The sequence below is a fragment of the Mycobacterium sp. genome, assembly GCF_965229105.1.
Lineage (GTDB): Bacteria > Actinomycetota > Actinomycetes > Mycobacteriales > Mycobacteriaceae > Mycobacterium.
The window spans coordinates 689,774-713,506 of record NZ_OZ245858.1 but is presented as its reverse complement, the minus strand read 5'-3'; the positions used below and the strand labels follow the sequence as shown (position 1 = coordinate 713,506).

The window sequence follows — 23,733 nt, the reverse complement described above, 5'->3', positions numbered from 1 at the left end:
TAAACGAATGACATTCGGATAAGGGCGCGACCCGGCACCAGGAGGCAGACACACACGTGACTCAGCGACGCATGCGGCTGTTGACCGTCGAGGCAATCCTGGACGCCGCGCTGGACTGCATTGATGAATCGGGGCGGCTCACCATGACCGAGCTCGCTAAGGGGCTGGGCACTACGGCTTCCTCGATCTATCACCACTTCGATGGCCGCGCGGCCATCATCGAAGCAGTGCGGGAGCGGGTGCTGTCCACCGTGGAACTGCCGTCGCTTCATTCCGGAGCCTGGGATTCCCAGATCAAGGCGTGGATGCACTCGTACCGCCACGCGATGGGCCAACACCCCAATCTCATACCGCTGGTGATGCCGCAGACGATCACCGCCGGACCTGCACTGGCCGGATATGACCGGGTTGCCGGCCTTCTGCAAGCAGCTGGAGTCGCGCCCAGCGACGTGATCGTGTGGCTCAGTGTTCTCGAGTGCTACGCGCTGGGCTCTGCCCTTGACCTGGCGGCCCCTGATGAGGCATGGCGCGTCGATGGCGACGACCTGCCCACGCTCAGCCACGTTCTGAAGGTGGCGTACCGCGGTCGCCAACGCGCCGACCTGGCCTTCGAGCTAGGCATCGACGCGTTACTTTCCGGCCTACGAACCGATTTGGAGAAGCAGTGATGTCAGCATCTCGCGCAAACACAACCGCGTCACCCGCCCCGGTCCCCGCAACGAAGGCACCGGATACTGACGGTGTCGAGGTCCGAACGGTGCACTCGCGCGATGCGGACAGCGACGAACTCCGCGCGGCCGAGCAGCTGGTCAAACAATCCTTCGGCAGCGAGTTCCGCGAGAACGACTGGCGCCACGGTCTCGGCGGCACTCACGTCTTCGTCAGCCGAGATACCACAACGCTGCTGGCGCACGCCGCGATCGTTCCCCGGGTAATCCTTCACGTTACCAACGCATTACAGGTTGGCTACGTTGAAGCTGTCGCGGTCAGATCCGATGTGCAGGGCCGAGGTCTTGGCCGGTTGCTGATGGACCAGGTCGAGTCGATCGTGCGGACCAATCACCAGCTCGGCGCGTTGAACGCAGTCCGGGACGCTGTCGAGTTCTACCTCCACCGCGGCTGGACCTTATGGACTGGCGCGACCGCCGCGGTAAACAGCACCGGCGGCATCGTTACGACAGATAGTGCCGAGGACCGAATAATGTTGCTCGACAGTGGATTAAACAGTATGGATGTGGACCAGAGCTCGGTTCTGACGTGCGACTGGCGCCAGGGCGATCTATGGTGAACCTCGCCATCAGCTCGGGTGAGACACTGGGCTCGACACCTCGGCCATCGCGTCGCGGATGTCTTGGGTGATGCGCATCGAACAGAACTTTGGACCGCACATGGAGCAGAAGTGCGCGGTCTTCGCCGGTTCGGCAGGCAGTGTTTCGTCGTGGTATTCGCGGGCGGTATCTGGGTCTAGTGACAGCGCGAACTGGTCGTGCCAGCGAAACTCGAAGCGCGCCTTGGACAAGGCGTCATCGCGACGCTGGGCCAGCGGGTGGCCTTTGGCGAGATCGGCGGCGTGCGCCGCGATCTTGTAGGCGATGACGCCGGTCTTGACGTCGGCACGGTCGGGCAGGCCCAGGTGTTCCTTGGGCGTGACATAGCACAGCATCGCGGTCCCGGCCTGGGCGATGATGGCCGCGCCGATGGCCGAGGTGATGTGGTCATAGGCCGGGGCGATATCGGTGGCCAGCGGGCCCAACGTGTAGAACGGCGCCTCATCGCAGAGCTCCTCCTCGAGGCGAACGTTCTCGACGATCTTCTGCATCGGCACGTGACCGGGCCCTTCGATCATCACTTGCACCCCATGGGCTTTGGCGATCGTGGTGAGTTCGCCGAGGGTACGCAGCTCAGCGAACTGCGCGGCGTCGTTCGCGTCGGCAATCGATCCCGGGCGCAGGCCGTCGCCCAGGGAGAAGGTGACGTCGTAGCTGGCCAGAATGTCGCAGAGCTCGTCAAAGTTCGTGTAGAGGAACGACTCCTGATGGTGTGCCAGGCACCAGGCAGCCATGATGGATCCGCCGCGTGACACGATGCCGGTCATGCGGTGGACCGTCAACGGGATGTGACGAAGCAGCACTCCCGCGTGCACGGTCATGTAGTCCACGCCCTGCTCGCACTGCTCGATCACGGTGTCGCGGTATACATCCCAATTCAGCTTGTGCGGTTCGCCGCCGACCCTTTCCAGCGCCTGGTACATCGGCACGGTGCCCACCGGGACCGGCGAGTTACGCAGGATCCATTCGCGGGTCTCGTGAATATTGCGACCGGTGGACAGGTCCATGATGGTGTCGGCGCCCCATCGGGTTGCCCACACCATTTTGTCCACTTCCTCGGCCACCGAGGACGTCACCGCCGAGTTGCCGATGTTGGCGTTGACCTTCACCGTAAACGCCTTGCCGATGATCATCGGCTCGGCCTCGGGGTGATTGTGGTTGGCCGGGATGACGGCCCGCCCGCGGGCCACCTCCGAGCGCACCAATTCTGCTGGTACACCTTCACGTTCGGCGATGAATGCCATCTCCGCGGAGATCTCGCCGGCTCGCGCACGTTGCAGCTGGGTGCCCCGGTCACGAACCACCCCGAGCCGAGCGGGCAACCCCGCCGCCAGGTCGATCAGGGCGGCGTCATCAGTGTACGGACCTGAGGTGTCGTACAGATCCAGATGTTCGCCGTTGGTCTGCAGCACCCGGCGAAATGGCACGCGAACCCCATCGCGAAGTTGGCGGTAAACCTTGGAACTACCCGTGATTGGGCCCGTGGTCACGAAATCTGAATCAGGAACAGCACTCATCTCATACTCCCTACGCCGGCATTATCCGGTCAGGTTCATCCGGTCGACGGCCCGCTAGCCGTCCTCTCAGCGCACTGGTGTGCGCTCCCGTGTTTGGACAGCTTCACCGTAGCAGCCCGCCACGCCATGAACCACCGAGAGTCCTAGCCGTCTCGAGCGCATGCCACGTCATCGATATGGAGAGCGGCCCGTGAGCATCGTCTGGCTACCCGCCGGCTAGACCAGCCGTGGATCCGGGACTGCCCTGATCGCCGTGAAGCCGGTGGGCTCGCTGCAGAGCCGGTCATACCGATCGGGATCGATCTCGGCGGCGCGCGGGGTTGGGCGCGGTTCGAGCAACCGCTCGATCAAGAATCCTGCCGCGCGCAGCTCCTCACAGGTCTGCTCCAATGGAGACAGCCAGTAGCGGACCTGCCACCGTCGGCTCCAGGTCTCCTCGATGACCCGCGCCTGAAAGTAGTTGCCGCCGTGGCGAAGCCAGTCTCCGGTCGGATGTTGGCGCGACATCACCAACGCCCCGTCTGGACGCAGCACCCGCCGCAGTTCGCGCAATGCAGCGGTGCGGTCGTCGACTTATTCCACAGCCAGCGCGAACAGCACATGGTCGACCGAGCCGTCAGCAAGCCAGTCCAGTGGCAACGTCACATCGTGGGTGCGAAAGTCGCCGGCGGGGACGCGCTGACGACACAGCTCCACCATTCGCGGGCTTTGATCGAAACCAATCACCCGGGCGCCCCTGCCGGCCAGCTCCGCGGCGTACAACCCCGGGCCGCACCCAGCGTCCAACACATCCTGACCCGCGACATCACCGAGCAGCGAAAGGCACGCGGGGCGGTCGTAGTGAGCGTTGAAGAAGCCGTCGCGCGCGTGCTCGAGGAACTCGTCGGCGAAAGTTTCATATTGAGGACGGGGACCAACGGCGTCGGGCATGAGTCTCAGTCTCCAAGACGACACGACGGGGAGCCTCGCTTTCCCACCGTCCAATCAGCCGAGCACCGTGACGCAGCTGCGCGGGATAACAGATGCAGACGGAAGGCGTCGGCAGGGTATATGCCACCGAATGGTAGATCCGCATCCGGTAAATCGTCGCCACGCCGCCAGACCATCATCGGAACTCTCAGCAGCGCACAATGCTGGAGTGTGCAGCCCTGGTTACGCGGCCCGGTCAAGCATGTCGGGTCGACCGCGGTGCCAGCGGTGTGACGGGTTGCGATTGCCGCACATCTGCCTGACAAACTCGAGGGGCCCGGAGCTGGTCCGCTAACTCCGACCGGCCCCGCCGTTGACCGTCCTCATCGCCGCGGCGACCGCTTGGCGCACCGCAGCCTCGTCCGGTGGCCGGTGCCAGTCCGGCGCGCCGACCAGCTCAGCGATTCCAAGCAGCACAGCGCCCACCACGGGCGGTTGGTCAGGTATGGCGATCCGTACCGCCGGACATATCTGCAGGAGGCCCGCGGTGATGTCGGCCATCAGCAGCGGGTCGCGGGCGGCAAGTACGCCACCGCCGAGGATCACCTCGCACTCCTGATCGGCCAGCTGGAGGTCCACGATCGCCACCTTTGCCATGGTGATCACTTCGAGCGCCTGCCTGCGCACCAGATCCCGTGCTTGCGGATCCCCTTGCGCGGCGACCCGAAAGATCAACGGTGTCACCTCGTGCAATCGCGTGGACGGAATGTGGTTCAAGCTGAACGCGATTCCAGCATCGACGGCAGTCTGGGTGTCGAAGTGCTCGGCAATGGCAGCACTGAGCGCGGTCCGTGGGCCGCGCCCGTCTTCGCCACGGCAAGCCAGGAAAATCGCCCCAGCGGCCAACGCCCGGCCACCGCCCCAATCACCGGTCAGTTCGCCCAACGCAGGGAATCGCACCTGCCGGCCGTCGGCCCCGACCCCTACACAGTTGATCCCCGCGCCACACACGACGGCCACCCCGCCCGGCCCGGACGCCCCCGACCGCAGCAGCGCCAGCATGTCGTTGCCGACCACCACCCGTTCGGCCAGCCCCACAGATCGCAGGTACTCGGCGTAGTAGGCCTCCTGTTCAGGAAAATCGGCGTTGGCCAGATAAGCCGCGACAAGTGCGATCGGCGGATGCCCACATTGCCCGGTCAGCGCACGAATACCGTCGGCGAGCCGGCCCAGTTCTAGGTGCATTCCTGCGGTGACCGGAGTGAACCCACCCTGGCGCCGGTGGCCGACCACGGTGCCGTCAGGCGCGAGCACCAGGATGTCGGTTTTGGAGTTGCCGGCATCCACGGCGATCAGGTGCCCTACGCCGGGGGTCACCTGGCCCATCGAAGGTATGCCTTGTTCTCAGCAATCAGTCTGTCCGCCAACGCATTCGCCGCGTCCCATTGGCCGATGAGCGGGTGCGCAAGTAGCGCGTGGACCACGCGGTCGCGACCGCCATGCAGTGCGGCCTCCAGAGCTAGCTGCTCGTAGCCGGCGACATGACTGATCAGCCCAGTCAGGTCTGGGGCGACCGGGTCGAGGCTGACCGGGGTCGCACCGTCGGCCGTGATGGTGGCCGGGACCTCGATCACCATGTCTGACGGTAGGAACGGCAGGGTGTCACCGTTGAGGGTGTTGACGACCTGCACATCACCTCGGTTGTTGACCAGCGAAGCGATCAGTCCGATGGCGGCCTCCGAGTAGTAGGCGCCGCCGCGTTTTGCCAGGATCTCCGGTTTGCGGTCCAGGCTGGGATCGGAGTACATGGCCAGCAGTTCATCCTCGAGTGCGGCTACCTCCTTGGCCCGCGGCACACCGCCGCGCTGCTCGTCGACCACCCGATCGTGCTGGTAGAAGTAACGCAGGTAGTACGACGGCACCGTTCCCAACAAGCTCAGCAGTTCGGCGGGCATGTCCAGATGATCGGCCAGCGCGTCGAGGTAGTCGGCCAACAGATCGGGCAGCACGTCGTGGCCGGTACCAAACGGGGCCCCCGACTCAGGCAGCACCCGCACCGCACGTTCCCATGTCAGGTGGTTGAGTCCGACGTGGTCAAGACTCACCCGGTCCGGCGATACATCCAGGAACTCGGCGAATTTTCGCTGCAGGCCGATTGCCACGTTGCACAGTCCGATTGCCTTGTGCCCAGCCTGGAGTAGCGCGCGGGTGACGATGCCGACAGGGTTGGTGAAGTCGATAATCCAGGCATCGGGGTTGACCGCCCGCACCTGCTCCGCGATGTTCAGCACCACCGGAACAGTGCGCAGCGCCTTGGCGAAACCGCCTGCGCCGGTGGTCTCTTGGCCCACGCAACCGCACTCGAGCGGCCACGTCTCGTCCCGCTCACGCGCGGCCTGCCCACCGATACGCAGCTGCATCAGCACGGCAGTCGCCCCGTCGGCCGCCTCGGTTACGTCGGTAGATGCACGGACGATTGCCGGGGTGCCGTATCTGGTCAGGATCCGCTGGGATACCGCGGCGAGCAGTTCGCGGCGGTCCTGCGCCGGGTCGACCAGCACGATCTCGCTGATCGGGAGGTCCTCCTGGAGCCGGGCGATGCCGTCGATCAGTTCGGGCGTGTACGTGGAACCGCCACCGACGACGACGATCTTCATATAAATCTCCTTGCCCCAGTGGCAGATTCGAGCATCGTCGAGTGGTCCCAGGATTGGAAAGAATATTTCCAATAAATTAGCCCTGCGCCGGGGCCAGGTCAAGCGGACGGAGGGCCGACGTGGATCAACAGCGCGCGACGTTCGACCAGGCGCGCACCACACCGGCGGCCAAGCACCCGTCGACCACGGCACCCTCACCCAGCGCGCTGACCCGCAGGTCCGGAGTCACTGGTGAGATCTTTCCGAGTTCAGACTTGACGCGATCAGCGAACCCGCTGGCCCGGCCGATACCGCCACCTATCACCACCAGCTCCGGGTCGGCCACCACGACCACAGAGCAGATCGCCTTGGCAACCATGATCGCCTCGGTGGTCACTACCGCCTCGGCCCGGGGATCGCCTTTGCTCGCCGCCGCGAAGACCCGCTCGGCGGTGATCACTCCGCTCATGCCCGCATGACGCGCCGCCCGGACCACCCCGGCAGCTGAGGCCGACGCCTCGAGACGCCCGCGGCGGCGAGCGTCTCGCTCATCGGTGCTCTCGTCGTTATCCAAAGGCAGGAAACCAATCTCGCCGGCGACCCGGTGCGCGCCGCGGTGCAGCTTGCCGTCCAGGATCAGCCCCATGCCGATGCCGGTCCCGACCGATACAAAGGCGAAGTTGTCCACTTCCCGTCCGTGGCCGAGCGCCTGCTCGGCCAGTGCGGAGGCGTTCACGTCGTTCTCGAACATGACGTTCTGGCCGAATTCGGCACGTAGCTCCTGGATGACCGAAGGATGTCCCCAGCCGGACAACACACCGGCCAACCGGATCGCGTCATTATCGGCATCGAAGATGCCGGGCGTACCGATCACCGTCTGGGCGATCGCATGACGTGGGACCTTCGCCATCTGGCTGAGCTCGGTACTCAATTTCACCAACTCGCGAATGGCCGCGCGGCTACCGCCGGTCGGTGCTTTGACCTCGCAGCGGACCAAGGGCTGACCCGTGAGGTCGCACACCGCACCCCGCAGGTAGCGGTGTCCGACATCCAGAGCGAGTACGTGCCCGGCGTCCGGCGAGAACTCGTAGAGCTTGGCAGATGGACCGGGAACCCCCACCCGATGGCCACTGACTTGCACCAGTCCGGCGCTCATCAGAGCCGACAATGCCGCTGACACAGTGGGTTTGGATAGTCCGGTCAGCTCAGCAAGCTCGGCACGAGACAGCTGTCCGCCGGCCCGCACGTGATCCATCAACAGTTGTTCGTTCATCGCCTTGATCGACCGGCGTCGTCCCGGTCCCTGCACCACGTCCGCCACAGGATGCCCTCCTCCATACTTCACATCCGGCACACAGGGTACCGACTTTCCAAGGCTGACAAGCAACTTCGTCGTCCGCCAACACATCCCGCACCGGTGGACGGCGTGAACCAAATTCCCAATTCCGGTTGCAGGGTATCAATTGGAAGGGTACTTTCCTTCTAATTGCAATCCACCCGACGGAGTCGCTTGATGCCAGCACCGGTGATCGTCGCATTCGATTTCGGCGGTACCAAGACCGCCGTCGCCGTGTGCGAACTCGACGGCGTCCAATTGGACACTGCCGCCGTGGCGGTCTCCCGACATACCGGCGCCCAGCACAATCTGCAACGCGCGATCGACCAAGTGCACGCGATGCTGGCCAGGTCCGCACCGGATCGCCCGGTCGCCGCCGTCGGCGCCTGTACGTTCGGGATCCCGATGCCCACGGAGATCAGGCTGGCTACCGCTATCGACGGCTGGTCAGCCCTGGCGCTGGAATTCGAGCTTCGTAACGCCTTCCCGGACTCAGAGGTCTCCGTCAGCAATGACGTGAAGGCTGCTGCCGCGGCGGAACTCGCCTTCGGCCAGCTCGCTGGCTGCGATCCGGGCATCTACCTCAACCTCGGCACCGGACTGGCCGCGGCGATCGTCGTCGGCGGAATAGTGCTGAGCGGATTTCACGGCGCGTCCGGGGAGATCGGCTACAACCTGCGGTCCCGCGACGCGATCGATCACCCCGACGACCGCGTCATCCTGGAAGAATTCGTCTCCGGGGAGGCGCTGTCCCGTCGCGGTGAGTCCCTCTTCGGGCGCCCTGTTTCGGCGGCCGAGGTGTTCGCCGAGGCCACCACTGATTCCCGAATCGGTTATTTGGTCGACGATTTCGTCGGTGAGCTGGCGTTCCATGTGGTCAATTTGACCAACGCCGTCGATCCGCAGCGGATCGTTTTCGGCGGTGGGATGACCGCGGCCTGGCAGCTGCTGCATCCCGCCCTGCGCGCCGCGCTCGACGCGGCTGTCCCCTATCCGCCGGAGTTGGTCCTGGCAGCTTTTCCGGACACCGCTCCCCTGATCGGCGCTATCGCTCTGGCCACTGGGGCGGCAACGTCGCCGCGCGCGGCCCAAGCGACGCGAAGCCACTAACCACAATTTCCCGACCAAGGAAGACAGAGAGTCAATGCGCCAATCACCCGTCCGTCGCGGTCTGGTAGCTCTTGCCGTCGCCGGTATTGCGTTATCAGGCTGTTCCAGCAGCGGAACCAATTCCACGACCTCCGATTCGACCAAAGGATCGCAGCCTGCCGGACCTACCGGGGTGCCCGCCGGCAGCCACAAGCAGGGCGGCCAGGTCACCATCGTCAACGTGGCCGGGCAGACCTGGGCCTGCGGCTTCAATCCGTTCAATCCGTCGGCCAACCAGCAGTCCCAGGGTTTTGTCTACGAGCCACTGGTGTTCGTGAACATTCTCAACGACCAGGCCGAGACGCCGATGCTGGCCAGTAGCTACACTTGGGCACCCGATGGCAAATCCATCGAATTCGTCATCCGCGACGGAGTGAAATGGAGCGACGGTCAGCCGCTGAGCGCCAAGGACGTCGAGTTCACCTTCAACCTGCTCAAGCAGTTCCCAGCCCTGGACACCTTCGCGCTGTGGACCGGCGCCGGTCTGCAAAGCGTGGCCGCGGCCGGCGACAAGGTGACGATGCAGTTCGCAGCGCCGGCCAAGTCCTACTTCTTCAACTTCGCCAACCAGGTGCCCATCATTCCCCAACACATCTGGTCCACCGGCGAGGCAGCCGCCCACCCCGACACCTGGAGCGACGAAAAGCCGGTTGGCACTGGGCCATTCACGATGAACAGCTGTACCCCGAATAACATCGAGTACACCGCGAACCCGACCTACTGGCAGCCCGGTAAGCCCTTCATCCAGAAGGTCGAGTACCCCGCCTACCTCGATAATGGCCCGGCGAATCTGGACCTGGCTACCGACAAGGGTCAGTGGGGCAGCCAGTTCATCCCGAATATCAAGGCTTTTTACCTGGATCGCTCGCCTGACAACCACACCTGGTCGCCGCCGGTCACCAACCAGTCGCTGTATCCGAATATGGATCCGTCGCGGCCGGCGACCAGCAAGCTCGAAGTACGACAGGCGATCGCGATGGCCCTGGACCGATCCAAGGTCGCGACCGTCGGTGAAGGCGGACAGCAGCCGGCGGCCAACCAGACCGGCATCGTCACACCGACATTCGACAAGTACTTCGACTCCGCCGCGCTGGCCAAGGCCGGCTACGACAAGCCGAACCTGGACAAGGCAAAGGAACTGCTGGCCGCCGCCGGCTACGGCCCGGATCACCCGTTGGACCTCGGCGTCATCACGATCACCGGCTACACCGACTGGGACGCCTCGTTGATGGTCATCAAGCAGCAGCTGGCCGCTATCGGGATCAACCTGACAGTGCAGGATCTGGCCCAGGAGACCTACAACGACAAGCTGTACACCGGCGATTTCGACCTGGCCTACTACGGGCCTGCCGGCGGGCCCACGCCATATTACGAGATGCGCCTGAACCTCTACTCGAAGAACAGCGCGCCGATCGGGACGCCTGCCAACTCAAACTTCTCCCGATACAACAACCCCGAGGTCGACAAGCTCCTCGATCAGTACCCGGTCGCCGACAGCGCGGCACAGGTGGACATCGTCAAGCAGCTCGGTGAGGCAATGATGCGCGACGTACCGGTCATCCCCGTCACCGAGAGTGTGGACTGGTTCCAGTACAACACCAAAGACATCGACGGCTGGCCGACGGAGGCCAACCCCTACGCCCAGCCTGCCGCGTTCAACATTCCCGACAACGGTGTCGTGTTGTCGTCGATCTGGTCGAAGTCTGCCCAGGACTGAGCGGGGACGGCCGCTGAGGACGGAGGAGTTGGTCTCGTGAGATATCTACTGCGTCGCCTCGGCTTCTTCGCCATCACCTTGTGGGCGGCGCTGACACTGAACTTCTTCATTCCCCGGATGATGCCGGGAAGTCCGGTGGACGCATTGCGCACCCGCACCCACAACCGGTTATCGACCGATGCTCTGGAGCAACTGCTGACGTCGTTCGGCTACAAACCGAACGCCAATATCTTCAGCCAGTACGTGGACTACCTGGGGAACATGTTCACCGGTCAATGGGGAGTCTCCGTCGGCACCAGCCTGGGCCAGCCGATCACCAAGATCATCGCCCAAGCGTTGCCCTGGACGATCGGCCTGGTCGGGGTGGCGACGGTGATCGCCTTCCTGCTCGGCACTCTGATCGGCACGGTCGCCGGCTGGCTGCGTGGTGGGGTGCTGGACTCGGTACTGCCAACCGTCTTCGTGATTACCTCGGCGCTGCCCTACTTCTGGGTCGCACTGTTGCTGATCCTGGTGTTCTCGGTGTGGACCGGGGGCTCGCTGCCACACGACTTCAACTACGACTCGGACCTCGTGCCGGGCTGGAACGGACAGTTCATCGCCAGCGTCCTGGTGCACGCCATCCTGCCGGCCACGACGATCGTCATCACCGCGGTCGGTGGTTGGGTTCTGACGATGCGCAACAACATGATCAGCACACTGTCGGAGGACTACGTCCGGATGGCCCAGGCCAAAGGGCTATCCGGGTGGAAGATCATGACCGGTTACGCCGGCCGAAACGCCTTGCTACCCAACCTGTCCGGTTTCGCGATGTCACTGGGCTTCGTGGTCTCGGGCGCAATCCTCGTCGAGTACGTATTCAACTATCCGGGGCTCGGTTACCTGCTGTACAACGCGGTACAGAACACCGACTACCCGTTGATGCAGGTGTTGTTCATGCTGTTCACCGTCGCGGTCCTAGTCGCGGTGTTGATCTGCGATTTCGCCATCGTGGCGCTGGATCCACGGGCCAGGGCCGACGCGTGAGGGGGTTGCCGCGATGAGTGTCACGCCGCTGCCGGCGCCCGTGGTAGCCGACGAGGCGGACACGCAGGCCAGGCGCAGAGGTGGGTTCTGGCGTTCGCTGGTGCGCAACCCGAAAGCAGTCGCCGGGTTGGTCATCTTCCTGATGTTCGCTTTGATGGCGATCTGGCCCGGCCTGTTCACCTCCGTCAGCGATCCGAACGCACTGGACTTCCTGCCCGCCCAACCGCCCTCCGGCGATCACATATTGGGCACGACGGCTCTCGGCCAAGATATCTGGGGGCAGTTGGTCTTCGGCGCCAGGCAATCGCTGATCATCGCACTGGTGGCCGGCGGTTGCGCCACGGTGCTGTCGGTGCTGGTCGGCGTTACCGCCGCCTACATGGGCGGGATCGTCGACGACGCACTCTCGCTCCTGACCAACTTGGTGCTGGTGATTCCAGCCTTCCCCTTGATCATCATCTTCGCCAAGTACGCCGGGCAGGGCGGCCTGCCGGTCATCCTGGTTGTGCTGATCGTCACCGGCTGGTCATACGGCGCCAACCAGCTTCGGGCGCAGACACTTTCGCTGCGCAACCGGGACTTCCTGGAAGCTGCCAAAGTCCGCGGCGAGCGTCGCTCCTACATCATCGTTGCCGAGGTGCTGCCGAACCTGGCCTCGCTCATCGTCGCCAATTTTCTCGGCGCGGCGCTGTACTCGGTACTGACCGCAGCCGGCCTGCAGTTCCTCGGGCTCGGGGATTCGAACACGGTGAGTTGGGGCACCATGCTCTACTGGTCGCAAAATCAGCAGGCCCTGCTGACCGGAATGCCACTGTGGTCGATCGCCCCCGGTTTGTGCGTGGCCCTCCTGGGCGCCTCGTTCGCACTGATCAACTACGCGTTCGACGAGATCAGCAATCCGGCGCTGCGGCCGATCCGCAAAAAGCTCCTCCCACGCTCCCGCAACGCGAGCGATAATGTCTGAGGCCTTAGCAACAGAGACGCCCCTACTGTCGGTCAGGCAGCTATCGGTGGCCTATGGCACGCCATCAGGTCCGGTCACCGCGGTGGACAAGGTCGAGTTCGATGTGCTTCCAGGTGAGTTCGTCGGGGTTGTGGGCGAGTCCGGGTGCGGTAAGTCGACAATGTTGTTCGGAATCGCCCGATTGCTCACCGCACCAGCCGAGATCATCGGCGGCAGCGTGCTGTTCGGCGGGCGAAATCTTGTCACCATGACCCAGCGGCAGCTGAATGTGCTTCGCTGGCAAGAATATTCAGTGGTTATGCAGAGCGCGATGAACGCGCTCAACCCGGTCACCACCATCGCCACGCAGTTCGGCGACGCGCTGGATGCGCACGCCAAGATGTCCAAGCGAGCCAAACTGGAGCGTTCCCGTGCGGTGTTAGACCTGGTGGGCATCGACCCGGCGCACCTGTCCAGCTACCCGCATCAGCTCTCCGGCGGGATGCGGCAGCGCGCGATGATCGCAATGGCGCTGCTGTTCACCCCAGACCTCGTCATCATGGACGAGCCGACGTCAGCCCTGGACGTGGTCGCCCAGCGGTCACTGATGATGCAGATCAAGGAGCTGCAACGGCAACTCGGTTTCGCGGTCGTGTTCGTCACCCACGACATGTCGCTGGTCAGCCACTTCTCCGACCGGCTCCTGGTGATGTATGCCGGGCAGGTGGTCGAGGACGGGCCCACCCGCGAGGTGTTCGACAGTCCAGCGCATCCCTACAGCAGGGGGCTGCTGGAGGCATTTCCGTCGATCCGCGGGCCGCGGGTGCCGTTAGTCGGCATTCCCGGCAGCCCACCGTCGATGTCCCGACTACCCAGGGGATGCCGGTTCCAGCCGCGCTGTCCGGTGGCCGTTGGGGGCTGTGGCGATGTGGAGCCGCCGCTGCTGCCCTCCGGGCCGCCTGGGCACTCGCGTGCCCGTTGCCTGCTGCTGGACCCGACCCGCCCACTCGAGGTCACACCATGACCAGCCCGAACTCCGTCCCGCTGCTGCAGACCCGCAGCCTGACAAAGCATTTCAAGGTCGGCGGCGGGTTCTCCCGCAAGACCCTGCACGCCGTAGACGACGTCAACCTCACCGTCGCGGACCGAGAGATCGTGGCCCTGGTCGGCGAGAGTGGCAGCGGCAAAAGCACTATCGCCCGGCTACTGGCCGGAGTACACCGGCCGACGTCAGGAGACATCCTGTTCCAAGGCCGGCCGGTGTCGGCGATGAAGGGGCGCAAGCAGGAACTCGACTACCACCGCGCGGTACCCATGGTGTTCCAAGACCCGTTCTCGTCCCTGAACCCCGCCTACCGGGTCTCGCACGGCATCGACCGCTGCCTTCGACTGCATCGCCCTGAGCTGACCACAGCGCAGCGCCGGGCCGAGTCGGAGCAGGTGGTGGAGTCGGTCGGCCTCAGCCCGGCGGGGGATGTGCTGGAGCGCTACCCTCACGAATTATCGGGTGGACAAAGACAGCGCATCGGATTCGCGCAGGCGCTATCGTCTCGGCCGAAGTTGATCGTCGCCGACGAGCCGGTCTCGATGCTGGACGTATCGATCCGTATCGGGCTGCTCAACTTGATGACCACGTTGCGGTCCGAACTGGGGGTGTCGATCCTCTACATCACTCACGACATCGCCAGCGCCCGGTACATCTCCGACCGACTTCTGGTGATGTACGCGGGGCATGTGGTCGAGTCGGGGCCGACCGAACAGGTGCTCTCGGCGCCCGCGCACCCGTACACCCAGCTGCTGCTGTCCGCGATTCCCGACCCGCGGACGCCGCTGCCTGAGGCAATCCGGGCGGACCGGGGCGAGCCGCCCAGGGTCATCGACCCGCCACCGGGCTGCCGGTTCCGCCACCGCTGTCCGGTAGCGATCGACCGCTGCGCGACCCGTGAACCGGCACTGCTGCCATTGTCCGGTGAGCAGTTGGCGGCATGTCATGTCAACGCTGGCTCGTAACCCTCGGTGCGCACCGATCTCGTTGAACGGTCGGCGCGGATGCGCCTCTACGGTCGAACACATGCCTGCCGATGTGCCGACAATTCTGGCTACAAGCGGGTGCTGGCCGGCGCACCCGGCTCAGCTTTACCGCGTTGACGGACTTGGCCGTCGAGCTGTCAGGGGTGAGAAGTCGGTCACCGCGAACGCGTTTCTCGCTACGGACGCTTGATGAGGATCCGATAGGCCACGGGATGGCCGCTCTGGATCACGTTCAGTTCGCCGGCATCCTCGAAACCGAGTCGGTGGGTGAGTCGCCAACGGTTAGTTACGCGTGGTACGACCAGCCGTTCGTGGCAGATTTTTTGATGCTCCTATTTGTGTCAAGCGGCTTTGAGCCAGTTTCTGTAGGTGTCTGCGAAGGTGTCGTCGCGTTGTATTCCGAGTTCGATGCGGGAGATCGCGGTGGGCCAGACTCCGAAGTGATTGGCCACTGCGGTGAGGGTGATGTTCTTGGCTTGTCGCGCTGGGCGCAGGTCTCTGTATTCGGGCACAGCGATCTGTCGGATCAGTAGTTTGAAGATCTCCCGGGCGATGGCGCGTTTGAGCTTGCGCAGGATTTCCATCCGGGTGTGCCCTAGGGCTGACTGACGTTGCACGTAGCTTTTGGTCGGCTGGTGGTGAGACATACGCACCAAGGCGATGCGAAACAGCGCGTTGTTCGCGGCGCGGTCACCGCCGCGAGAGAGACGGTGGCGGTTGGTCTTACCCGAGGACGCAGGCACGGGCGCTACTCCACACAGAGCGGCGAATGCGGCTTCGCTGTGTAACCGGTGCGGGTTGGCCCCAGCGGTGATCAACAGCTGGGCGGCGGTATCGGCGCCGACTCCGTAAGCAGCCCGCAGTCCGGGATTCGCCTCGGCGACGAAGGCGTCGATCTGGGTTTGGAGAGCCTCGGCTTGAGCTTCGAGGAACTGCACTCGCTGGGCGAGCATCTTGACCGCGGTGAGTACCGACTGCACCCACGGGTCACTTTGGGTGTCGGGACGGCAGCGGGAGATCGCCTCGATCATTTTCAATGTTGTTGATCCCCGGTACTTTTCACGCACAGCGTCCGGCGCGGACACCAGTAAGGCCTTGATCTGGTTGATCACCGCGGTGCGGTGCTTGACCGCTGAGCGGCGAGCGACGTGCAGAGCCCGCAGCCCTGCGGTGGTGTCGTCTTTTGGGGTGGCAAGTCCGTGGCCAGACAGGGCAGTGCGGGCGGCGCTGTAGGCATCGAGGGGGTCGGACTTGCCCTTGAGGCGGCGGGTGGACTTGACCGCGCGGGTCACCTCAACGACCTCGATGCCAGCAGCGGTGAGCGCCCGGGTGAACCCGGCGCCATAGCTGGCGGTGCCCTCGACCCCGATTCGCTGCACCGGCCCTAACGACGTCAGAAATCTGATGGCCGCGGCGTAGCCGGCGCGGGTGGTCGCGAACTCGCGGTCACCGATCGCGGCGCCGGTCATGGAGATCGCCGCGACGTGGATGGTGTCGGCGTGGGTATCCGCGCCGGCGACGAGGAGCGTGGATTCTGTCAAGATGATGGTGTCCCTTCTGACCAGCGTTGGGTGGGGGCACACACCGGCCAGGGCGGGCAGACAAGACATTGATGAGGAACGGCCAGGCTCCTGATTAAGTCATGTCCGTCCTGTCCGGCGTGCTTCTAGGTGCGCACCGCGCAGGCCGGACAAATCAAAAGAAAGACAGCCCAGCAGGACGTCAGTCAGACCCAGAGCCACGACCTGCGCGGTAACGCTCTTCCATCATCAATGTCGGACCCCTCTGCTTTGATGGTGTTATGTCTTCGACCGCAACATCTTTGGTGACTGAGCTCAGTCCCAAGGAGCGGCTGGAGATGTTGTTCGACCAGCTGGCGGAGCTGACCGGGCAGCGCAACGCCATCGACGGCCGCATCGTGGAGATCGTCGCCGAAATCGACCACGACGGACTGTGGGGGAACACCGGGGCACGATCGGTGCAGGGGTTGGTGGCCTGGAAGCTGGGCGTGTCGTCGGCCAATGCCGGCGCGATCGCCGCGATCGCCCACCGGTTACCGCAGTTCCCGCGGTGCGCAGCCGGGATGCGCGAGGGCCGATTCTCCCTCGATCAGATCGGGGTCATCGCCCACAAAGCCGCCGACGGATCCGACGAGCACTACGCGCAGCTGGCCCGCAGCGCCACCGTCAGCCAACTGCGCACCGCCATCAAACTCGAACCCCAACCAGAATCAGCACCTGAGCCGGAGGCGGAGTCGCGGCCGGAGCCGCCACGGTCGATCAGCCAAACCTCCGACGAGTACTCCGCCACCTGGCATATCACCCTGCCGCATGACGAAGCAGCGGTGTTCGACGCGGCCCTGCAGTCCCATCAGGATGCGTTGGTCGCCGAGTGGAAACGCGACCACGCCGACGCGGTGTCCGACCAGACTCCGCCGTTTCCGAACGCGGTGGACGGGTTCATGAGTTTGGTGCACGCCGGGTGGGACACCGACGTGGCTTCCCGACCTCACGGGCAGCGCACCACTGTCGTCGCGCACGTTGACGTCGAAGCACGCGTCGCCGCCCTTCATTTGGGGCCGTTGCTGTCCGACGGCGACCGCCGCTACCTACTGTGCGATGCGGCGTGCGAAGTATGGTTCGAACGTGCCGGCCAGGTGATCGGATCCGGGCGGGAGACCCGGACCATCAGCCGCCGACTACGCCGGGCACTGGAACACCGCGACCACTGCTGCGTGGTGCCGGGCTGCGGGGCCACCCGTGGCCTGCACGCCCACCACATCATCCACTGGGAAGACGGCGGCCCCACCGAACTGGCCAACCTGGTCTTGGTCTGCCCATTCCATCACCGCCTGCATCATCGGCATGGCATCACCATCACCGGCCCCGCCGACCGCCTCATCGTCACCGACAGCGACGGCCAACCACTGAATGCGGGATCCCTGGCCCGACACCCCACCACACCCCCACCCGACGTCCCACCCTGCACCGGACCAACCGGAGAACGCGCCCAATGGTGGTGGTACACCCCCTTCCAACCACCACCACCCACCACCAACTGAGGTCGTGTTGGGGTTGACCCTTGATGGTGGACATCTGATCGTGGGACTGCTGGTCCTGCTGGGAGGGTGTTCCCGTGTCGGGAAACCGCAAGAAGTACACCCCGGAATATCGCGAGCAGGCGGTGCGCCTGGTCATCGACACCGGGCGCCCGATCGCTCACGTCGCCGCCGAGATCGGCGTGGGAGAACGCTTGCTCGGCCGGTGGGTCACAGCAGTCAAAGCACGCTCAGGCGCCGATAACCCCGAGGTGCTCGATGACGACGAACGCGCAGAGCTGCAACGCTTGCGCAAGGAAAATGCCAAATTACGTTTGGATCGTGCGTTTTTGAAAAAGCCGCGGCCTTCTTCGCCTCCGAGCAGGTCACACGCATGACCAGACTGATGGAAGTGTGTCGCGTTCAGGGTTCTACAAATGGTGCGCCACCCGCGCCGCGGAACCCACCCCGGCCCAGCGGCGTGCACCATCGACCGGTTTCGTGGTGATCCCTACCTATCCGGGTTGCGATTCACCAGAAAGCTTCGATTGCTAGACCTGGCTGGCCGCCGACAGCGTCGGCGCGTGGCCAACTCGAGCAGGAGGCACATTGGCCTTATCGACTGGGTCGCATTCGATCACACAACGCTGGGCCCGGCGCATCACGGAGGCGTTCCCCAACCTGGACGGTCTGCGCTACAACAGCCGGTTCGCTGGCGAACCGTGCATCGCGCTATTCATGCCCGCCGCCGATGCGATGCCCCCCAGGCCCGTGCTCTCCCTCCCACTGGCCCCCCGGCCTGACACTTCGGATCGCGACGGCATCGCAACGACTCGGCTAGCTGGTGGTCTGATCCGACGCTCGCTCGTCGGCCGGAAAGCCGTCGGGCACCGCCAGCTTATGGATGGTCCGTTGCGTCCGGAAGTACTGGCGCGGAAGCGATCCCGTGTTATAGGGCAGGTCGTACTTCTTGCACAGTTCCTGCACGCGGATGCTGATCTGTGCGAGGCGGTTGCTCGGCAGGTCGGGGAAGAGGTGGTGCTCGATCTGGTAGCACAAGTGCCCGCCCGAGAATGCCAGCAGCGGGCTGGCTTCGAAGTTCGCCGTCCCGAGCATCTGCCGCAGATACCACTCGCCTTTGGTCTCTCCGTCGAGCACCGCCGGGTCGAATGTCTCGACGCCATCAGGGATGTGCCCGCAGATGATGTTGACGTACACCCAGAAGTTCCGCACCAGATTAGCGGTGGCGTTGGCCGCCAGAATTCGACGCCACCGTCGGAGACTCAAGGCGGGCAGCAACACATAGTCTTTGCCCAACTGGCGGGCGATCTTGGCGAAGAATCGTCGTTGCTCCGCGGTTCTGCCCGCTGGTGTGCCGATGCGGTCTCGCTCCGAGCGAAGGCCGTGCAGAGCAATGCCCCACTCGAAGGTTGCCGCCAGCAACAAGTTTCGCAGTGGCGTCAAGAGGTACGGGCTACGCCACGGTTGATCCGGCGTAACTCGAAGAAGGCGGTAGCCGATGTCCTCATCCATGCCGAGCACGTTGCTGAAGATGTGGTGCCGATAGTTGTGCGAGTACCGCCACTGCGCTGACAGCCCCACCATGTCCCACTCCCAACTGGTGGAGTGGATTTCGGGGTCGTTCATCCAATCCCATTGGCCGTGAGAGACATTGTGGCCGAGTTCCATGTTCTCGATGGATTTCGCGTAGGCCAGCGCCGCCGTACCCAACCCCCAACCGATCCTCGACCGGCTGCCGGCGATCAGCAAGCGCGCCGAGGCATCGAGCACTCGTTGGCGGCGGATCACGCGCCGGATGTAGGCCGCGTCCTTGGCTCCGAGTGACTCCTCGACGTCTTGGCGAATACCGTCGAGTTCATCGGCGATTGCTTCGACGTCGGCCGTGCTGAGATGCATGTAAGCGGAGACATCGGCGATCGCCATCTGGGTGTCCTCGTGTGGGAGCAGCGTTGGAGCGGCGCAGGCTGGCCACCGTCGGAGTATCAGCAGCTTAAGGCGTAGGCCTCAAGGGCGGCCAATCGAGGTTTGCCATGCGCGAGGCGCTCGTTCTCATGTCGCAGCGTGAAGCGGATAGTCGCTGACCATTCAATGTCCTTACCCCATGACACAGTTGACACAATCGACGATCACCACTGCGTGTCGAAACCGACGAAGAAGTGAGGTGACAAGGACATGACCGAGACCAGCGCGAACGCCACTGCTGCTGAGGAGCAGTTGGTGTACCAGCGCATGATCTTCATCAACCCGCCGGTGACCCGGCAATGGGTCGACATCAAGGTGTTCTCCTTGCCTGCGCATGTCGACGATCAGAGCGCGTTGGCGTTGATGATCGCCCACGTGCGCTACCGCGACAGCTACGCCGGCACCTGGGACACAGACATGGTCGACAAACACGGGCCCTACTGGTTGCACGCGATTACCCCGCAGACCTTCGCCGCCGCCGACCCGGCCGCGGTAGAGGCGTTAATCCGCACCTGGGCCGAGTACGACGTGCGCTGGCATGACGCCGACCGCGACGCCATGGAACGCGAGGTATACGCCCGCATCCAGCGGGCCACCGCGATCTATCAATTGCCTGATATCCGTGCCACCGCCCAACACGACTGGGGCGAGGTCGTCGGAAGTTCGACCGGGTTCCATGAGTTCGTAGTCATCGACCGGACTGCCGGCGAATTGGCGTTGGTCGTGGCCAGCGACGACTAACCGCCACCCGGGTCGGGTGTGGTGAACAGGGCGACGAACGTGTCATACACGCCCTCAGTCAACACGGTGATGTCGTGGGCGAGGGTTGGCTCGCGTTCAGCGTCGGCGTAGACGCCGTGCACGATCAGCCGCCCGGCATGGGGCTCATCGTTGCCCGCTACGTAGTGGGTGAGTTGGATCCAGATCCGCCGGCCCTCGACGGCCACGATGGCGCTACTGCGCTCAACGGCCACTCCCACCATGGCGGGGATCGCCAAGATCCGAGTCGAAACATCGTTGACGCCCAGATCAGCCAGGGCACGAGCGGTACTGCCCAGCAACACGGAGAACGCGGGTCTGCCGGTGAAGCCATACACCTCGAGGGTGTCGGTGGCTTCCCACCCACCCTCGATGCGCGGCCCCCGCACCGCCACCCGCGCCGGCGCCACCGACACCTCGGTCTCGGAAAGGTCGACGCGCTGCCAATGCGGCGGCACGGGCAGAGCGTCGACCCAGGCCGGGGTGAGGGCGCCGGTGAGCGCCACGAGGTCCTCGACGCCGTAGAACTCGTCGGCGAAAGCCTCCAGCAGCGACGCCGAGGCCAAACGCTGCCAGGAACTGGGCTCGACCGGACTGCTCTGCGCAGGGTCCTTGGGGATGGTCATGGTGATGCCTCCGAAGCTGCAGGGCCGATACCGAGCAGACCACCGATGATCGCTACGCCGATCAACCCGCCCACGGCAATCTTCTCCCCGGCATCAGCCAGATCGTGGCCGATCTGGGGTAACAGCGCGGGGCCTGGCGCCGGCATCGAGGTGCCCGGCGCCGAAACCTGTCGCTATTGGTCAGGTAAGGCCGAGGCCGCCATCGAGGGTCAGGATCTCGCCGGTCATGTAGTCGGACTCGATGAGTGATAGGGCGGTGTCTGCCACATCATCAGGAGTCGCTGGACGCCCCATCGGAGCCCGTTCGCGCCACAAAGCTTGCGCATCAGCCCATTCCGCGGTCAGCGGAGTGTCCACGAGGCCGGGTGCGATCGCGTTGACCCGGATGTCGGGGGCAAGGGTGAGTGCGAGGAGCTTGGTGGTGTGGATGAGGGCGGCTTTGCTCGCCGAGTACGGGATTGAGGCCCCTTTGGGGCGCATCCCGGCGTGCGAGCTGATGTTGACGACCGTCGAGGGCCGTCCCCTTCTTGCTGAGGCGCGCAAGTGTGGTTCGGCTTCGGCGACGAGGCGAAATGGTGCGATCGTGTTGACCTCGAACAGTTTCCGCCACATCGACGTTGAGGCGCTCTGAAGATCGGAGTGCGGGATCACTGCGCTGATTCCAGCGTTGTTGACCAGTACGTCAAGGCGCCCGGCGATGCGAATGGAATCGGCAACAAGCCGCTGTCTGTCCGTATCGTCTGCGAGGTCCGCTTGGATGTAGTGGGCGTCGCCGAGTTCGGCAGCCAATGCGTTTCCAGCCTCGGTCGACGAACGTGAATGCACGACCACGCAATACTCGCGCCCGGCGAGGCGGCGAGCAATGGCCAGCCCTATTCCCGAGGTCGCTCCGGTCACCAACGCGACGCGCCTGATTTCGCCCATGATCACACGCTAGCCCTAGTGACAAAACGAGCTCGGACCACGCTGAAGGTGGGATCCCGTCTCATATTTGGAGATTCGAGGTCGATCACATCCCGGTCTGAGATCTGCGGCTCGTAGGGATTGACCATGAGCAGCACGGCATCGCATGGTTGGGCGGGCCGCCGATAGACGGCTACACGTTGATGTCGAAACCTAAGTCGACATCGCACGCGGCCCGGCCGCCGCGAACGCCCCAGTTTTCGACCGAGCTTTCCCGCAAGACGATGGTCACATGGTCGGGTGGTATGCCTAAGGCGTCGAGGCGATCCACGATCTCCCGATACAGGTTCCGCTTGGCTTGCACCGAGCGTCCAGCAAAACAGTCGATCGCCACGAACGTGTACATCTCCGGTTGAGCCAATCCCGGGGAATGCGCGAACCGGTGTGGCTCATGACTAATCAGCCGGACGTGCTTGTCGCCGGGCGGGATCTCGAATGCCGCTACCAACGCATCGTGAACCGCGTCGATGATCGCGACCTCTTCATCGGCGCGATACCGCCGTCGAACCTCAATCGTCGTGCTGGGCATCGCAACATCCTCACACCATGACCCGTTGATGATCACCCCGTTTTCAGGCGGAGGGCCGCATCCGCGAGTGACCTTGACGTTTGCGGCAGTGTCTCCGAGATTCGCTATCAAGCGACTCCATGGGCGCTCGACGTCGGTTCTGGTTAGGTGCAGGAGTGATCGATTTGGGTTTGCTCGGCCCGTTTCTGCTGGCGGCGTTGCTGTTGGTGGTGATCCCTGGTCCCGACATGGTGATGATCGTCGCCCTGGGCAGCCGCAATGGGCGTGCCGCAGGCGTCGCTGCAGCGGCGGGCGTGTCAGCAGGCTTGGCCGTACACGCCGTCATCGCGGTCCTGGGATTGTCCGCGTTGCTGCACAAGTTCCCGGCCGTCTATGAGGGGCTGAAATGGGCGGGCGTGCTGTATCTGATCTATCTTGCAGTGACGACGTTACGGGCCAAGCCGTCAACGACGGGTCACTCGAAGCCGACTCCTGAACAACGTAGTTCGCCATCGACGGCGTTTCGTAGCGCGATGATCACCAATGTTTTGAACCCAAAGGTGATCCTCTTCAACGTCGCGTTTCTTCCCCAGTTCATCAATCCACACCTCGGCCACGTTCCGCTGCAACTCGCCGTTCTTGGGGTGGTACTCGTCGTCGTTGATTTCTGCATCGACGGCCCGATCGGCTATTTCGCCGGATCTCTAGGGCATCGCATTTCCTCGGCCGGTATCAAAAGTGCGCGGAGGTTCAACCGCGCCGTCGCCACGGTCTATCTGACATTGGCTGGATGGGTCGCCGCTACAGCCTGAGCGAACTCGTCCTGCACGGCAGGACTGGTGTTCCACCCATGCCCTCCGGTGTGGCTACGGTCGCCCGCAGAGCGTCGGTGCGGCGACGTTCGTGTGACGAGCGGGGGAAAGCTCACATTAATTGGCGGCATCGAAGGCACACTCACAGTCGAGTCTGGTGGTTACGCCAACATAATTGGCTTGGTGCACGGACTCGTTATCGAGCCGGGCGGCAGGGCCAAACTCCGCGGAACGTGCATGGGCGACACCAACAATGAGGGCGGTGGCCTCGAGGTCAGGGGCACGATCAAAGGGGCCTTGCACGGACGATCGATCACTCGGGTGACGCCGGGGGCGAAGATCGGCGCCTAGGCCGTCGGCAGCTGCTTTTAGGTACGCGCTACACCCGACAGCGCTGGCAGCACTCCAATGTCCGGTTCACAACCGGCGCACACCGCATTCATGTGAGTCGAC

General features: G+C 64.1%; 25 protein-coding genes and 1 riboswitch. Of the genes, 13 read left to right on the top strand and 12 right to left on the bottom strand.

Annotation, left to right across the window (positions count from 1 at the left end; translation table 11 throughout):
* The first annotated feature begins 56 nt into the window (after nucleotides 1–56).
* The gene (locus ADBZ9O_RS03330; RefSeq protein ID WP_526528391.1) at nucleotides 57–668 is read left to right on the top strand and encodes a TetR/AcrR family transcriptional regulator; all 612 of its coding nucleotides are present in this window, start codon (nucleotides 57–59) and stop codon (nucleotides 666–668) included.
* Between the two features lie 89 nt (nucleotides 669–757).
* Nucleotides 758–1,288 (top strand): GNAT family N-acetyltransferase, encoded by a 531-nt coding sequence (locus tag ADBZ9O_RS03325; RefSeq protein WP_526528389.1) that lies wholly within the window; start codon nucleotides 758–760, stop codon nucleotides 1,286–1,288.
* 9 nt (nucleotides 1,289–1,297) lie between these two features.
* Here ADBZ9O_RS03325 and thiC read toward each other — a convergent pair whose 3' ends face one another.
* The 6 genes from thiC to ADBZ9O_RS03295 all read right to left on the bottom strand — a co-directional run bounded on the left by thiC (nucleotide 1,298) and on the right by ADBZ9O_RS03295 (nucleotide 7,711).
* Nucleotides 1,298–2,845 carry a phosphomethylpyrimidine synthase ThiC gene (gene thiC, locus ADBZ9O_RS03320; protein ID WP_526528387.1) on the bottom strand — a complete coding sequence of 516 codons (1,548 nt, stop codon included), beginning with the start codon at nucleotides 2,843–2,845 and terminating at the stop codon, nucleotides 1,298–1,300.
* Nucleotides 2,836–2,946, bottom strand: a riboswitch (TPP riboswitch). (Overlaps the previous gene by 10 nt.)
* A 115-nt stretch (nucleotides 2,947–3,061) precedes the next feature.
* The gene (locus tag ADBZ9O_RS03315; protein ID WP_526528385.1) at nucleotides 3,062–3,379 is read right to left on the bottom strand and encodes a hypothetical protein; all 318 of its coding nucleotides are present in this window, start codon (nucleotides 3,377–3,379) and stop codon (nucleotides 3,062–3,064) included.
* 39 nt (nucleotides 3,380–3,418) lie between these two features.
* Nucleotides 3,419–3,775 (bottom strand): class I SAM-dependent methyltransferase, encoded by a 357-nt coding sequence (locus ADBZ9O_RS03310; RefSeq protein WP_526528383.1) that lies wholly within the window; start codon nucleotides 3,773–3,775, stop codon nucleotides 3,419–3,421.
* A gap of 330 nt (nucleotides 3,776–4,105) precedes the next feature.
* Nucleotides 4,106–5,131 (bottom strand): N-acetylglucosamine kinase, encoded by a 1,026-nt coding sequence (locus ADBZ9O_RS03305; RefSeq protein WP_526528381.1) that lies wholly within the window; start codon nucleotides 5,129–5,131, stop codon nucleotides 4,106–4,108.
* Nucleotides 5,128–6,411, bottom strand: coding sequence for a 6-phospho-beta-glucosidase (locus tag ADBZ9O_RS03300; RefSeq protein ID WP_526528379.1), 1,284 nt, complete (start codon nucleotides 6,409–6,411; stop codon nucleotides 5,128–5,130). The genes ADBZ9O_RS03305 and ADBZ9O_RS03300 overlap by 4 nt, the downstream gene beginning before the upstream one ends.
* 124 nt (nucleotides 6,412–6,535) lie before the next feature.
* Complete coding sequence (locus ADBZ9O_RS03295) at nucleotides 6,536–7,711, bottom strand: ROK family protein (RefSeq protein ID WP_526528377.1); 1,176 nt, start codon at nucleotides 7,709–7,711, stop codon at nucleotides 6,536–6,538.
* Nucleotides 7,712–7,903: 192 nt separating this feature from the next.
* Between ADBZ9O_RS03295 and ADBZ9O_RS03290 the strand changes: the two genes are divergently transcribed.
* The 6 genes from ADBZ9O_RS03290 to ADBZ9O_RS03265 are packed head-to-tail and all read left to right on the top strand — an operon-like array spanning nucleotide 7,904 to nucleotide 14,571.
* On the top strand, nucleotides 7,904–8,836 hold the full coding sequence (locus ADBZ9O_RS03290) for an ROK family protein (RefSeq protein WP_526528375.1): 933 nt from the start codon (nucleotides 7,904–7,906) through the stop codon (nucleotides 8,834–8,836).
* A 34-nt stretch (nucleotides 8,837–8,870) separates the two neighbouring features.
* A complete protein-coding gene (locus ADBZ9O_RS03285) occupies nucleotides 8,871–10,592 on the top strand; it encodes an ABC transporter substrate-binding protein (RefSeq protein ID WP_526528373.1) in 1,722 nt (573 codons plus the stop codon).
* A gap of 36 nt (nucleotides 10,593–10,628) precedes the next feature.
* Nucleotides 10,629–11,618, top strand: coding sequence for an ABC transporter permease (locus ADBZ9O_RS03280; RefSeq protein ID WP_526528371.1), 990 nt, complete (start codon nucleotides 10,629–10,631; stop codon nucleotides 11,616–11,618).
* A 13-nt stretch (nucleotides 11,619–11,631) separates the two neighbouring features.
* Nucleotides 11,632–12,582 carry an ABC transporter permease gene (locus ADBZ9O_RS03275; protein WP_526528369.1) on the top strand — a complete coding sequence of 317 codons (951 nt, stop codon included), beginning with the start codon at nucleotides 11,632–11,634 and terminating at the stop codon, nucleotides 12,580–12,582.
* Complete coding sequence (locus ADBZ9O_RS03270; protein WP_526528367.1) at nucleotides 12,575–13,585, top strand: ABC transporter ATP-binding protein; 1,011 nt, start codon at nucleotides 12,575–12,577, stop codon at nucleotides 13,583–13,585. The genes ADBZ9O_RS03275 and ADBZ9O_RS03270 overlap by 8 nt, the downstream gene beginning before the upstream one ends.
* Nucleotides 13,582–14,571, top strand: coding sequence for an ABC transporter ATP-binding protein (locus ADBZ9O_RS03265; protein ID WP_526528365.1), 990 nt, complete (start codon nucleotides 13,582–13,584; stop codon nucleotides 14,569–14,571). Before ADBZ9O_RS03270 ends, ADBZ9O_RS03265 begins: the two co-directional genes overlap by 4 nt.
* Before the next feature lie 362 nt (nucleotides 14,572–14,933).
* Here ADBZ9O_RS03265 and ADBZ9O_RS03260 read toward each other — a convergent pair whose 3' ends face one another.
* On the bottom strand, nucleotides 14,934–16,133 hold the full coding sequence (locus ADBZ9O_RS03260; protein ID WP_526528363.1) for an IS110 family RNA-guided transposase: 1,200 nt from the start codon (nucleotides 16,131–16,133) through the stop codon (nucleotides 14,934–14,936).
* A 260-nt stretch (nucleotides 16,134–16,393) separates the two neighbouring features.
* Between ADBZ9O_RS03260 and ADBZ9O_RS03255 the strand changes: the two genes are divergently transcribed.
* Complete coding sequence (locus ADBZ9O_RS03255; protein ID WP_526528361.1) at nucleotides 16,394–17,653, top strand: HNH endonuclease signature motif containing protein; 1,260 nt, start codon at nucleotides 16,394–16,396, stop codon at nucleotides 17,651–17,653.
* Nucleotides 17,654–17,727: 74 nt separating this feature from the next.
* The gene (locus tag ADBZ9O_RS03250) at nucleotides 17,728–18,027 is read left to right on the top strand and encodes a transposase (RefSeq protein WP_526528359.1); all 300 of its coding nucleotides are present in this window, start codon (nucleotides 17,728–17,730) and stop codon (nucleotides 18,025–18,027) included.
* A gap of 439 nt (nucleotides 18,028–18,466) precedes the next feature.
* Here the strand turns inward: ADBZ9O_RS03250 and ADBZ9O_RS03245 are convergent, their stop codons facing one another.
* A complete protein-coding gene (locus ADBZ9O_RS03245) occupies nucleotides 18,467–19,573 on the bottom strand; it encodes a fatty acid desaturase family protein (protein WP_526528357.1) in 1,107 nt (368 codons plus the stop codon).
* A gap of 249 nt (nucleotides 19,574–19,822) precedes the next feature.
* On the opposite strand from ADBZ9O_RS03245, the gene ADBZ9O_RS03240 reads away from it, so the two are divergent.
* Nucleotides 19,823–20,353: a hypothetical protein gene (locus tag ADBZ9O_RS03240; protein ID WP_526528355.1), complete on the top strand. Its 531-nt coding sequence runs from the start codon at nucleotides 19,823–19,825 to the stop codon at nucleotides 20,351–20,353.
* Here the strand turns inward: ADBZ9O_RS03240 and ADBZ9O_RS03235 are convergent.
* The 4 genes from ADBZ9O_RS03235 to ADBZ9O_RS03220 form a co-directional block, all read right to left on the bottom strand.
* Nucleotides 20,350–20,997 carry a hypothetical protein gene (locus ADBZ9O_RS03235; protein WP_526528353.1) on the bottom strand — a complete coding sequence of 216 codons (648 nt, stop codon included), beginning with the start codon at nucleotides 20,995–20,997 and terminating at the stop codon, nucleotides 20,350–20,352. The two genes, ADBZ9O_RS03240 and ADBZ9O_RS03235, sit on opposite strands and share 4 nt — an antisense overlap.
* Nucleotides 20,994–21,143, bottom strand: a complete 150-nt coding sequence (locus ADBZ9O_RS03230; protein ID WP_526528351.1) for a hypothetical protein — start codon at nucleotides 21,141–21,143, stop codon at nucleotides 20,994–20,996. The genes ADBZ9O_RS03235 and ADBZ9O_RS03230 overlap by 4 nt, the downstream gene beginning before the upstream one ends.
* A 34-nt stretch (nucleotides 21,144–21,177) precedes the next feature.
* Nucleotides 21,178–21,921, bottom strand: a complete 744-nt coding sequence (locus ADBZ9O_RS03225) for an SDR family NAD(P)-dependent oxidoreductase (protein WP_526528349.1) — start codon at nucleotides 21,919–21,921, stop codon at nucleotides 21,178–21,180.
* Between the two features lie 172 nt (nucleotides 21,922–22,093).
* Nucleotides 22,094–22,489 (bottom strand): tautomerase family protein, encoded by a 396-nt coding sequence (locus ADBZ9O_RS03220; protein WP_526528347.1) that lies wholly within the window; start codon nucleotides 22,487–22,489, stop codon nucleotides 22,094–22,096.
* Between the two features lie 155 nt (nucleotides 22,490–22,644).
* Between ADBZ9O_RS03220 and ADBZ9O_RS03215 the strand changes: the two genes are divergently transcribed.
* Together ADBZ9O_RS03215 and ADBZ9O_RS03210 are read left to right on the top strand one after the other, a co-directional pair.
* Nucleotides 22,645–23,280, top strand: a complete 636-nt coding sequence (locus tag ADBZ9O_RS03215) for a LysE family translocator (protein WP_526528345.1) — start codon at nucleotides 22,645–22,647, stop codon at nucleotides 23,278–23,280.
* Between the two features lie 183 nt (nucleotides 23,281–23,463).
* Nucleotides 23,464–23,631, top strand: a complete 168-nt coding sequence (locus ADBZ9O_RS03210; RefSeq protein WP_526528343.1) for a hypothetical protein — start codon at nucleotides 23,464–23,466, stop codon at nucleotides 23,629–23,631.
* The last annotated feature ends 102 nt before the right edge of the window (nucleotides 23,632–23,733 follow it).

What these genes read in the sequence shown, in the direction of transcription:
- ADBZ9O_RS03300 (WP_526528379.1), bottom strand. Translation starts at nt 6,411, where the DNA reads ATGAAGATCGTCGTCGTCGGTGGCGGTTCCACGTACACGCCCGAACTG.
- ADBZ9O_RS03275 (WP_526528369.1), top strand. Translation starts at nt 11,632, where the DNA reads ATGAGTGTCACGCCGCTGCCGGCGCCCGTGGTAGCCGACGAGGCGGAC.
- ADBZ9O_RS03270 (WP_526528367.1), top strand. Translation starts at nt 12,575, where the DNA reads ATGTCTGAGGCCTTAGCAACAGAGACGCCCCTACTGTCGGTCAGGCAG.
- ADBZ9O_RS03310 (WP_526528383.1), bottom strand. Translation starts at nt 3,775, where the DNA reads ATGCCCGACGCCGTTGGTCCCCGTCCTCAATATGAAACTTTCGCCGAC.
- ADBZ9O_RS03230 (WP_526528351.1), bottom strand. Translation starts at nt 21,143, where the DNA reads ATGCCGGCGCCAGGCCCCGCGCTGTTACCCCAGATCGGCCACGATCTG.
- ADBZ9O_RS03285 (WP_526528373.1), top strand. Translation starts at nt 8,871, where the DNA reads ATGCGCCAATCACCCGTCCGTCGCGGTCTGGTAGCTCTTGCCGTCGCC.
- ADBZ9O_RS03255 (WP_526528361.1), top strand. Translation starts at nt 16,394, where the DNA reads ATGTCTTCGACCGCAACATCTTTGGTGACTGAGCTCAGTCCCAAGGAG.
- ADBZ9O_RS03220 (WP_526528347.1), bottom strand. Translation starts at nt 22,489, where the DNA reads ATGCCCAGCACGACGATTGAGGTTCGACGGCGGTATCGCGCCGATGAA.
- ADBZ9O_RS03245 (WP_526528357.1), bottom strand. Translation starts at nt 19,573, where the DNA reads ATGGCGATCGCCGATGTCTCCGCTTACATGCATCTCAGCACGGCCGAC.
- thiC (WP_526528387.1), bottom strand. Translation starts at nt 2,845, where the DNA reads ATGAGTGCTGTTCCTGATTCAGATTTCGTGACCACGGGCCCAATCACG.
- ADBZ9O_RS03235 (WP_526528353.1), bottom strand. Translation starts at nt 20,997, where the DNA reads ATGACCATCCCCAAGGACCCTGCGCAGAGCAGTCCGGTCGAGCCCAGT.
- ADBZ9O_RS03290 (WP_526528375.1), top strand. Translation starts at nt 7,904, where the DNA reads ATGCCAGCACCGGTGATCGTCGCATTCGATTTCGGCGGTACCAAGACC.
- ADBZ9O_RS03265 (WP_526528365.1), top strand. Translation starts at nt 13,582, where the DNA reads ATGACCAGCCCGAACTCCGTCCCGCTGCTGCAGACCCGCAGCCTGACA.
- ADBZ9O_RS03225 (WP_526528349.1), bottom strand. Translation starts at nt 21,921, where the DNA reads ATGGGCGAAATCAGGCGCGTCGCGTTGGTGACCGGAGCGACCTCGGGA.
- ADBZ9O_RS03240 (WP_526528355.1), top strand. Translation starts at nt 19,823, where the DNA reads ATGACCGAGACCAGCGCGAACGCCACTGCTGCTGAGGAGCAGTTGGTG.